We start from the raw sequence: 10,158 nt of genomic DNA, 5'->3' as shown, positions 1-10,158 counted from the left end.
CTCGTTACCCCCGAAGCGCATCCGTCAACGGCGCTGACGGGAGACAGTAGAACTACACATCTCGGCAGGAACCACGAAAAGCACGAAAGGCACGAAAGTATGGGATGATTGGCAAACTTGCGGTGGCCATTTGAAGGCAGATCGTCTAGCCGACGTCCCTTTGGCACTTCCAGCACAATCCAATACTCGACAAGTCTTTCGTGCCTTTCGTGCTTTTCGTGGTTCGTTCCGGATGCCCAGAAAAAGTTGTGTAGATACCATTGGTCGGGAGACCGTGCCACAAGCAGGGCGTCCTTCTCATACTACATCACCTACTTACTACGTCACCTACTCCACCTACTTCCCCCTGACCCTCCGGCGCACGCAACCAAGTCTACCGGACCGAGGCTCGCGACGAACATTGGCGCGGCCCGCCACAAAAAACATAACCCGCCCAGGGCTGTGACGCGCCTGGACGGGTTCTGTGGGTCTCCGCGGCGAAATCGCCCGGAATGCTCGTGATTTACCAGACGCACGCTATTGGTGCGTCGATTCTCGACGGATGGCGGTCTTGCGATCACTCGGCATTTTGCGCGACGAAGGCCGCACCGCCCGCCAGGTCGCCGTTGACAACAGGCCGGTGCGAGGAGCTCCGGCAGAGGCGGTGTTCGCTTCATCTCCTTGGAGCTTCGGGCCGGTCGCCGATTCATCTGCTTCCTTCGCCTCAGCGCCTTCCGCCGGCGCTACCGGCGAGAGTTCCTCGTCCGCTTCGTTCGGTAACGAGATATCTAAGTCAGGCCGACGTTGCTGGCCCGCTGAGGGCTGCGTTGTTCCTTCGATGGCCGGCGGAACGGACGCGGCTTCAACCGGTGGCGCTGGCGTTTGGTTCACCGTGACGGGCGGCGCCGCGGTCGTGGAATAAGGATACGGCGCGTAGCCGCTCAGCGTTGGCGGTTGATCGGCCGGCGATGCCGAACTGGTGGGCAAGCCCGGCGAAGTCGTGGGCGGAAAGGTCATTGGCGGAGCGCTCAACGGCGCTGCGGGAATGGTCTGCGGATAGATCCCCGGCGGCTGGTAGATCGGCGTGCCGTAGCGCGGCGCCAGCGGAGTTATGGTCGTCGGCGCGGGGGCAATCGTGATCGGCGCGATCATTGTCGGAGCGATCGCCGCGGGCGCGCCACAGTAAGTACCGCACTGGTCGCTGTACGTTCCACAGGTTGGGCTGTAAGCGACGACCGGCCGGCAACTGGTTACCGGCGCGTAGGACGTGGTCAATGGTGCGTAGGCCGTGACGGGAACAATCACGCGCGACGTCGAATAGTTGACGACGGGAGCTGCGACGACCGTGGGATATGAGTAGGCGCTGACCGTCGTCGGCGCGTATCCGGCGACGACCGGCTGCGGTGCGTAGTAGGTGTAGTAGGCCTGTGGACCGAAGGCGCCGCCGTAGCCAAACCAGTTCTGCACGGCGGCGGCGCGGCCCGCCGGCAAGAGCGTCGCGCAAAGCAATGCGGCGGCGCCGACCATTCGCGGTGAGCGAAACATGGAGCGAATTCTCTGGAAGACTTTGCTTGGAATGGCGACTGTTTGGTTTAGCACGGCCGTCGCGTCGTCGTCAAGCTTTCGCCAACGCAGCGCGACGATTTGCGAGTCGATTTCGATTGTTCCAATTGCAGCGATTGCGTGGAATTTGCCGCGCAGTTTCACAAACGGCAAGTTCCGGCGTCGACTAACCGCAATGCTAGGTCACGGTTCCCGCCGGGACGTCTGCCAGGCGCGGGGTTCGGCCGTCGCGGAGCGATTGAGAATGGAACGCAGCGGGTGGGGCAATCGCAACGACGGACGCTACTAAACGCCCGGCGATGCACGGCGGCGTTGTTCGTACAGGTCGTATAACGCGAACAACGTCGCCCTCAGATTGGTCGGATCACGGCGCAAGCACTCGTGCAAGTCCGCCTCCGCCACGAACGCGCCGGGGACCAGTTTTTGAAACACCGCACTAGCTCGCAATGCGTCGACCTCGGTCGTCCATAGCAGCGGAAGCCCGACCGGCGCATGCGCTGTGACCAAGAGGCCGCATCCATGTCGCCGGCAGCTTGCCAATACGCGGAAGCGCTGCCAGCGCGAGAGTTGTTCGTAACCGTCGATTGCCAAGAGCGCTCGCGGTTCGCGGCTGTGCGTGCGCAGCCAACCGGACGGCAGCGCGCGCTGCCCGTCGCGCAAATCGCAGCGATACACGTTCCAACTGTCGTCGGCGAGTCGCGCCAGCAACGCGCAAAGCAGTGTCGATTTTCCGGAACCGTGCGGCCCAACGATTTCGCCGCGCGCGTCGTGCTGCTGAAACCGGTCGACGAGTTGCTCCAGATCGCAATCGGCCGGGAACAGATATTCGATCGCGCCAGGACGCACGAAGCGCGTCGAGAAAGGGTTCTCGTCGTTATCGGGGAAGGCTTCGCCGGACATCAGGGCCTCAACCGACGGAAGGCGTAGGCGGATCGTTGTCGGCGCGTGGCGCCGGAGTGCCGCGCAGCACGCCGGTCACGACCATCGCCAGAAAGCCGAACAGCGCTGACCAGACCAGAAACACCGTCAGGAGAATGGAGGGAAAATGATCGCGCAACAAGATCGTCGCCGGTGGTTCGCTCGCGGTCGGAACGCGGCGCTTGACAGGACCAAACCGCGGCGCTTCCCCTGTGCGGACGTCCTCTTTCCAGGTCTCCCAATCCGCCCGCGACTCTGGCCGCGCCGCCTCGCGCACCCACTCCGAGCGCACGTGCGTCAACCAATAGCCAATCCCGGCCGTCGCGACGACATAAACGACCACCCAGAAGATTAAGATTTTGCGTCGAGATGTCACAGCACGTGTTCAAAAATCATAGTTGGCTTTTAGCTCTCTCTGCGTCTCCGCGGTCCAAAAATGCGCACGATCCTTTTTTGTCACGCGCTCATGCTGCTGAGTTTCCGCAAGCGTTTCACCGTGGCGGTGACGTGTTCGATCGCAAAGTCAACTTCCTGCTCGGTATTGAAGCGTCCCAAGCCAAACCGCAGAGTGGCTCGGGTTTGATCCTCATTGAGCCCCAAAGCGCGGAGGACGTGGCTGGGTTCCGGATTGCTGGAAGTGCAGGCGCTGCCGGAACTGACGGCCAGGTTGCCCATGTTCATCATCAGTGCTTCACCGTCAACATAGGCGAAGCCGCAATTCAGATTGCCGGGCAAGCGCAGTGCGCGCTGTTCCAGTGCCGGGCCGTGCCGCGTGACGCCTTCGAGCGATGCGGCAAGGCCAGCGTAAAGGCGATCTCGCAACACCGCCAGGCGTTCGCGCTCCTCGTTCATTTCCATGAGGCAAAGTTCGAGCGCCCTGGCGAAACCGACGATGCCGGGGACGTTCAGCGTGCCGCTGCGGAGGCCTCCTTCTTGGCCGCCGCCGTCGATCTGGGCGGCGAGCCGCACAGCGTTGTCCCCGCTGCGACGGAGATATAGCGCGCCGACTCCTTTCGGTCCGTAGATCTTGTGCGCGGAAAAACTCATCAGGTCGACGTTCAACGCCACCACATCCACAGGCAGCTTGCCGACCGCCTGGGTGGCGTCGCAGTGCAGCCAGACGCCGCGCTCCCGGCAGATCGCGCCAATCTCAGCGAGCGGTTGCACGACGCCAATCTCGTTGTTGGCGAACATCACCGAGACCAGCACCGTATCTGGCCGCAGCGCTTGAGCAATTTGCGCGGGGTCGAGTAAACCGGCCTGCGCGTCGCCCGCCTGGCGAACGGAGAGCAATGTCACGTCATGATCGCGCCGCGCGAGCCGGGCCAGCGGATCTAGAATCGCTTTGTGCTCGGTAGTGACGCTGACCAAATGATTGCCGCGCCGCCGTAATCGCTCCGCCGCGCCGCGCAGCGCGAGATTGTTGCTTTCCGTCGCGCCGCTCGTGAAGATCAGCTCGTGATCGGCGGCGCCGATGGCCGCGGCGATCGAACCACGTGCTTTGTCGACCGCAGCCCGGGCTTCCCAACCGAAGGCGTGGTTGGTGCTGCCGGCGTTGCCGTACTGCTCCGTGAAGTAGGGCAACATCGCCTCGACCACGCGCGGGTCGACGCGCGTCGTGGCGTGGTTGTCCAGGTAGACGACGTCAGCAGCCATGATGCCGGGGGTTCAAGGGTAGCGTGAGCGGAGTGAACATCCGCGTACCCTCCTATTCTACGGCTCAGGCCAGCAGCGTCGAAAGAGTCGATGCCGAGAGCCGGCGTAGACAGCCTCCTTTCGCTCCGCGAAAGGCTCCGGACCTTTCGCGGAGCGAAAGGAGACTGTGGGGAGATTGCCTGCCAGATCGAGAGCCGCTTACGGCGTCACGTGGAGAATGAACACGGCCCGGACGAGGCCGTTATCGACTTTCGGCTGCTGATTGCCATTGGCGCCGCCGTCCGGCGGCGCCTGGCCAGCTAACAGGGCCCCCATCGCCAAGAGTTGATCCTGCGTCGGCTCTTCGATCACCAGCGCCTTGGCCTGGTTGGGGCTCGGTTTGAAATGCACTGCCCGGGCCCCTTTGGACGCCGCGACCGCTTCGTCGTGGGCCGCGCCGTCGTTCTCCGCATCCGCGTCGAGCATTTCACTCCAGAGCGCGGGATCGCGGAACACGCCCAGCGTCATCTGCATAACGGGGGATTTGAAGGTGTTGGGCTCCTTGGCCATGTCCTCGAGAACTTTCGCGAGTTGTTCCGGCGTCGCCTCCACATAGACGACGTCCTCAACCAGTTGCTCGATCTCCCCGCCGTCTCTCGATTTCCCAACCAGCACGATCTGATGCAGGGCGAGCAATTGGTCAACCGCGCCATTGGCAATCGCCTTCCGATCGACCTCGCAGCTGATGATGGTTCCGAACGGGTCTCGCTTCCGTTCGCCGCCCGTCGCGTCCGGCGACAGCTCCGCCACGGCCGGCGAATCATGAGTCGGACTGACCGGAGCTACATCCGCATCGCCGTTGGTCACGTTCGTGACCGTTTCCACGCTGGCGTCCCGCCTGGCAGTCCGCTCTACGATCGGCTGACCTTGCGTCGCGGTACCCGCTACGTCTGGAGACGTACTGCCTGCCGCGCCCTCGCCGTTCTTCGCGGCGACCACATCCGACGGCGGCGATGGCCGCTGGGCGATTTGCCTCCCCGGGCCGCCGCGCCAGGGACCAAGGGCGAACATTAACAGCACCGCGACGGCCGCACCGGTGATAAACCAGGCTGGTGAGCTCCACAGATGACGGCGGGCCGCGCGCGGCGCCAATTCGGATTGAGCGGAGTCGATCTCCGCTTGGGCGGAGGGCGTCAACTCCGCCGGACCGAGCAGCATCAGTCGCTCGGCGGACCGTAACACCTCGTTCGCAAACTGTTCAGGCAGCTGGACCTTTGGCACCTGCTGCAAGTCGGTCCGGATTCCCCGGAGGTCGGCTAACAGCTCGCCGGCCTTGGCGTCTTTGGCCAGCAGTTGTTCGACGACGGCGCGCTCGGCCGGGGTGAGTTCCCCGTCCAGGTAACCGCTCAAAAGTTCGGCGTCAGGATGCATAAAGACGAGCTACGAAGACTGTGCGCCGACCGCCCATCGACGCGAGACAAGAATGCCCTCTGCTGAACCTTCCGACGCGATCCCCCGGCAGATAGTTCCCGATCGACTTTTGACCGTACCCCGGACGATTGCCCGCGAAACACGCCAAACACACGAAAAGGTAACGGAATTGCCACCAGGCTAACGACCAGTGAATCTATCTATCTAGTTACTGGTTCAAGAGTTATGTGACTCAGTGCCACTCCGTACCCACTTCCTTTTTCCGCGTGTTTCGCGGGCAGCCGCACTAAGCATTACAGCTCCGCAAAGTTCTTCAGCATGCGGAGGCCCTGGTCCTGACTTTTTTCCGGGTGAAACTGCGTGGCGAAGAGATTGTCGCGCCAGACGGCGGCGCAAAATGGCCCGCCGTAATCGGTTTCGATCGCTACGAGCGACGGGTCTGTTGGGACGACATAGTAGGAATGCACGAAGTAAACGTGCGTTCCCTCCGCGATCCCTTTCAAGACGGGGGCCGGGCGGCGAATTTGGCAATTGTTCCAGCCCATGTGCGGGACTTTGTATTCCGCCGGCAGTTCGAACCGCCGGACCTCGCCCCGGAGGATGCCAAGACCTTCGTGCGTTCCCCCTTCGTAACCGACGTCGAACAACATTTGCAGCCCGAGGCAGATCCCCAGGAACGGCTTGCCGGCGTCGATGGCGTTCCGAATGGGCTTGACCAGCTCCCGGCGGCGCAATTCGGCGATGGCGTCGCCGAAGGCGCCCACGCCGGGCAGGACGATTTTGTCGGCTTTTTCGAGGGCGGCCGGATCGTCAACGATCTCGGCCGCGTGTCCGACCCGCTCAAATCCCTTTTGGACGCTGCGGAGGTTCCCCATCTGGTAGTCGACGATGGCAATCATGCGAATCCGATAGAAAGACTCACACTAGCCCGTAGCGCCAGCGAGGGGGAGAGGACGTTGCGTGCCGTTTGAGTGGAAACTCTCAGTTGCAAGGCGACAAGGCCACTGAGAGTTTCGTCTCAAACGAAAGGCGAAGTCCTCTCTCCCTCGCTGGCGCTACGGGCTAGTGTAGCGGGACTGGTGTTTAGCTCGGACATTCCGGACGCACAGCGGGTTCGGAACTATCGTAATCCGGATCGCACGGCGGCGTTAGGGCGAGCCCCAGTAAGTCCGTAATCGATTCCAAGCACCGCGACTTTATTCTGGCTTGGTCGTCGGTGGGTCGCATCGCTTGGGAGCTATAGCAGCCCCACTTACCGTGCCGATTCGCTCGCCGGCGCCCGATACCAGTCGCCGCGCAGCCAGTCGGCGATCAGCCCGACTTCCTCGGCGCTGAGCTGGTTGGCTTCGGGCCGATCCGGGCTTGGGGCGAATGCGGGCATGGGCTGATCGACTGCGTCCACATGCCCGTAAAACCGGACATGGTTGGGGTTGCCGATCATGCCGATCAGCCACTCGCGGGACGCATATCCGGTGAGATCGGGCGCAAGGCCCTCCTCGCCAGCGTCGTGGAACTTGTGGCAATCGACGCAGCCGACTTCTTCGGAAAGGAACGTGCGGCCAGCGGCGATGGTCTCGGCGTCCTTCTCATCTTGTTCCCGTTGGGTGGGCGATTGTGCTTCGGCGGAGAGGGCGATCACCAGTTTGTCAAGATTCGCCTTGGCCTCCGCGTCCATTTCGGTCACGGTGTCCGTGACCCAAGTGACCATCTCGCCTGACTTCAAGTGCGGAGAATTGCCGAAATAGGCCGGGCCGACGATCTTTGTCGGATCCAGCAACCCTCGAATCCACGAACGCGAGCCGAAGCCGCCCAGATTTGGCGCCGTCGGCGTGGGGCAGACAATCGACGCGGAATCATCTTCCCGCGTGGCACTATGGCAGCCGGCGCATTTGGCCGCGAATAGTCGCGGGCCCTGCGTAAGCGGATCGCGCCGCATTATGGAGATCATCCCTTCCGGAGGAATACCGGCGGGCGCGAGCGCTAAATCGCGCGCGCGTTCTGCATCGCGCTGGGCATGCTCGAGGGCGGTGATGTGTTGCTTCGAGGCGTCCCAGGCGGCCTCATATTTTTTCTGCTGGGCCGCGTCAGCGAATTTCGCGGCGTCCTTCGGTGACCATGACGCGTGATGATCTTCGTAGAACGCCTGCGCCGTCAGTAGACTGATGCCGAGCATCAGGCAGGCCAAGAAGCACAGGTTGAACGCGTGCCCCAAGCGCCAGCGGCCGACGATCGGCATCAGCGCTAGCACGCCCATCACCGCGCCGGGCACGATGATCGCGCCCCAGAATTCCAGGCTCTGTCCGATAAACGTTTGATCGCCGGGAAAATACTTCAGCAATTGAAACAGGAACAGGAAGTACCATTCCGGCCGCGCAGCATCGAACGGCGCGCTCGGATCGGCCGGCGCGGTGAGTTCCGCGGGACGCCAAAGCGCAAGTCCGAGCACGACGGCCAGCACCGCCAAACAAGCGACGCCGTCTTTCAATACCTGGTCTGGCCAGAAGGCTTCATCGGGGCGGCCTTCGGGATTCGTCGCGTGAATGCCGTGTTTCCGGAAGATCGCGATGTGCAGCACCACGAAGAAGATCAACAGCCCCGGCAGCACGCCCGCGTGCATGGCGAAGAAGCGCGTCAACGTGTGATGACCGTACTGGCCGCCGCCGACCGCCAGGCGCTGCGCGGCGTCGCCGGTGAGCCCCATGATGTTGGTCGCGACGCCGGTGGCCCAATAGCCCTTTTGATCCCAGGGGAGCAAATAGCCGGTCAACGAAAGGCCCAGCACGATTTGCATCAGAATCATGCCGAGCCAGAAGTTGATCTCGCGCGGCGCGCGATAGGCGCCACAGATCACGACTTGCATCAAGTGCAACGCCAGCAACACGACCATGGCCTGCGCCATGTAGTGATGCAACGAACGCAGGAGCGCGCCACCGGGCATCACGTTCTGGATGTAGAACACGCTCTCCCAGGCCGTCTGTCCGCTGGGGCTGTAGGCCATCCACAGGACCGTGCCGGTGATGACCTGCATCGCGAACGCGAAGACCAGCGTGCTGCCCCAGACGAATTTCCAGCGCGACCCGCCGGGAATGTTTTCGTATAACGCCTCGTGCGTCAAACGCCGAATGCCGGTGCGATCGTCGAGCCATTCCAGCAGTTGTTTCATGACTTGGCGACCTTTGCCGGAATGCCGCTGCGAAAATTCTGAAACTTGACGAGCACCCGTTTGCCGTCTCCCTCCGCGTCCGCTTCCAACTTCACATCCAGGCTATCGAGCCCCCGCGCCGCGGCGCTTGGGGGAATCAATTTGCCGTCCGGCTGGAAAGCGCTTTGATGGCAGGGACAATAGAAGCGCGTCTGCGAGGCCTGATAGCCGACCATGCAACCCAAGTGCGGGCAGACTGCGTTGCAGGCGTGAACCTCGTCCGGCTTCTCGGCGGTGCGTCGTAGGAAGACCGTGCCGATGGGCTCTTTCGGAAACCGGTTCCAGGCGTCGGTGCGATCGGCCACGACCTTGAACATCCGCGGCACGCCGTCGGCGGGAATAGCATCCAGCGTGGCGACCGGGATAAATGTCGCATCCGCCCCGCGACGCCAAAGCGGGCTCAGAAACACCCGCAGCGCGGCAGCACCCGGCACGACAGCGCATAATCCGCCGACCACGACGGCCAGCACGCGCTTTACGAAGCCGCGGCGATCATCGCCGTCATGCGGCGCGGCAGCGGTGGAATGTTGGGCCATTCGAGGCGCTCCGATAGGGAGTCGATTGCGCCAACACTAGCCCGTAGCGCCAGCGAGGGAGGACAGACGTTGCTGAGAGTTCGAGTTCAAACTCTCAACGACATCGGCTCTCCCTCGCTGGCGCTACGGGCTAGTGTGGGCGAAGCACTACTAGTGTGACTCGATGAGCCACCAAAACAAGGCGGGGAACGTCGCTTCCGCGGCGTCCGTCAAGGCAGGAGGTAATCGGGGGACGGGCGATTATTTCATCGCGGCGCGGACCGCGTCAAGGATTTTCTTTTGGGCGTCCGCATACGGCTCGTTCAGGAACGCCCCCGCCGCGGCCTTGTGCCCGCCGCCGTTGAACAGTTCGGCCAGCTTGCTACAGTCGACGCCAGCGGCGCGGCTGCGGAAGCTGATTTTGAAGCCCCCGGATTCTTGTTCGACAAAGATCACGGCCACCTGAGTGCCGGCCACGGCCAACGTCATGTTGACGACGTCCTCGGTGTCGGAAGCCACGGCGCCGGTGGCGCGAAAATCATCCATGAAACAGGCCGTGTGGACGAGCTTTCCGTCCAACTCCGTCTCGGTGCGGGCCATGATCCGGCCGATCAATTGAATCCGCGCCAGCGTATCGCGCTCGTAGAGCGCTGTGTAAATCTGCTGTGGCACCGCGCCGGCATCGACCAGCCGCGCCGCGAACCGAAAACTATCGGCGGCGATCGAACGGAAGCGAAACCAACCAGTGTCCGTCGCCAGCGCCGCGAACAGCGGCGTCGCGATCTCAGGCGTTAGCTCGACCCCCAGGTGATCGGCGGCTTCGATGACCAATCGCCCGGTGGCTTCCGCCGTGGTGTTCTTGAAACTCTCCGCGCCCAGGTCGTCGGAGCTGACGTGCTGGTGGAGGATGATCTT

9 protein-coding genes are annotated in these 10,158 nt (G+C 62.8%); all 9 read right to left on the bottom strand.

Annotated features, from left to right (window positions below):
- Positions 1-516: 516 nt before the first annotated feature.
- Entirely contained in the window at positions 517-1,524 is a 1,008-nt protein-coding gene (locus SGJ19_24940) for a hypothetical protein (protein MDZ4783506.1), read from the bottom strand.
- A 303-nt stretch (positions 1,525-1,827) separates the two neighbouring features.
- Positions 1,828-2,442 carry a hypothetical protein gene (locus tag SGJ19_24935; protein MDZ4783505.1) on the bottom strand — a complete coding sequence of 205 codons (615 nt, stop codon included), beginning with the start codon at positions 2,440-2,442 and terminating at the stop codon, positions 1,828-1,830.
- A 7-nt stretch (positions 2,443-2,449) separates the two neighbouring features.
- On the bottom strand, positions 2,450-2,836 hold the full coding sequence (locus SGJ19_24930) for a hypothetical protein (GenBank protein MDZ4783504.1): 387 nt from the start codon (positions 2,834-2,836) through the stop codon (positions 2,450-2,452).
- A gap of 80 nt (positions 2,837-2,916) precedes the next feature.
- Positions 2,917-4,116, bottom strand: a complete 1,200-nt coding sequence (locus tag SGJ19_24925) for an aminotransferase class V-fold PLP-dependent enzyme (GenBank protein ID MDZ4783503.1) — start codon at positions 4,114-4,116, stop codon at positions 2,917-2,919.
- A 198-nt stretch (positions 4,117-4,314) separates the two neighbouring features.
- Complete coding sequence (locus SGJ19_24920) at positions 4,315-5,526, bottom strand: zf-HC2 domain-containing protein (protein ID MDZ4783502.1); 1,212 nt, start codon at positions 5,524-5,526, stop codon at positions 4,315-4,317.
- 293 nt (positions 5,527-5,819) lie between these two features.
- A complete protein-coding gene (hisH, locus tag SGJ19_24915) occupies positions 5,820-6,425 on the bottom strand; it encodes an imidazole glycerol phosphate synthase subunit HisH (GenBank protein ID MDZ4783501.1) in 606 nt (201 codons plus the stop codon).
- A gap of 353 nt (positions 6,426-6,778) precedes the next feature.
- Positions 6,779-8,689, bottom strand: coding sequence for a cytochrome b N-terminal domain-containing protein (locus SGJ19_24910; GenBank protein ID MDZ4783500.1), 1,911 nt, complete (start codon positions 8,687-8,689; stop codon positions 6,779-6,781).
- A complete protein-coding gene (locus tag SGJ19_24905) occupies positions 8,686-9,264 on the bottom strand; it encodes a Rieske 2Fe-2S domain-containing protein (protein ID MDZ4783499.1) in 579 nt (192 codons plus the stop codon). The genes SGJ19_24910 and SGJ19_24905 overlap by 4 nt, the downstream gene beginning before the upstream one ends.
- Before the next feature lie 240 nt (positions 9,265-9,504).
- Positions 9,505-10,158, bottom strand: a 654-nt coding sequence (locus SGJ19_24900; protein MDZ4783498.1) for a DHHA1 domain-containing protein, incomplete at its 5' end; no start/stop codon positions are given.

It is taken from the genome of Planctomycetia bacterium, assembly GCA_034440135.1.
Taxonomy (GTDB): Bacteria; Planctomycetota; Planctomycetia; order Pirellulales; family JALHLM01; genus JALHLM01.
This window is presented reverse-complemented; position numbering and strand designations above follow the sequence as displayed.

What these genes read in the sequence shown, in the direction of transcription:
- SGJ19_24935 (MDZ4783505.1), bottom strand. Translation starts at nt 2,442, where the DNA reads ATGTCCGGCGAAGCCTTCCCCGATAACGACGAGAACCCTTTCTCGACG.
- SGJ19_24910 (MDZ4783500.1), bottom strand. Translation starts at nt 8,689, where the DNA reads ATGAAACAACTGCTGGAATGGCTCGACGATCGCACCGGCATTCGGCGT.
- SGJ19_24905 (MDZ4783499.1), bottom strand. Translation starts at nt 9,264, where the DNA reads ATGGCCCAACATTCCACCGCTGCCGCGCCGCATGACGGCGATGATCGC.
- SGJ19_24925 (MDZ4783503.1), bottom strand. Translation starts at nt 4,116, where the DNA reads ATGGCTGCTGACGTCGTCTACCTGGACAACCACGCCACGACGCGCGTC.
- SGJ19_24920 (MDZ4783502.1), bottom strand. Translation starts at nt 5,526, where the DNA reads ATGCATCCTGACGCCGAACTTTTGAGCGGTTACCTGGACGGGGAACTC.
- SGJ19_24940 (MDZ4783506.1), bottom strand. Translation starts at nt 1,524, where the DNA reads ATGTTTCGCTCACCGCGAATGGTCGGCGCCGCCGCATTGCTTTGCGCG.
- hisH (MDZ4783501.1), bottom strand. Translation starts at nt 6,425, where the DNA reads ATGATTGCCATCGTCGACTACCAGATGGGGAACCTCCGCAGCGTCCAA.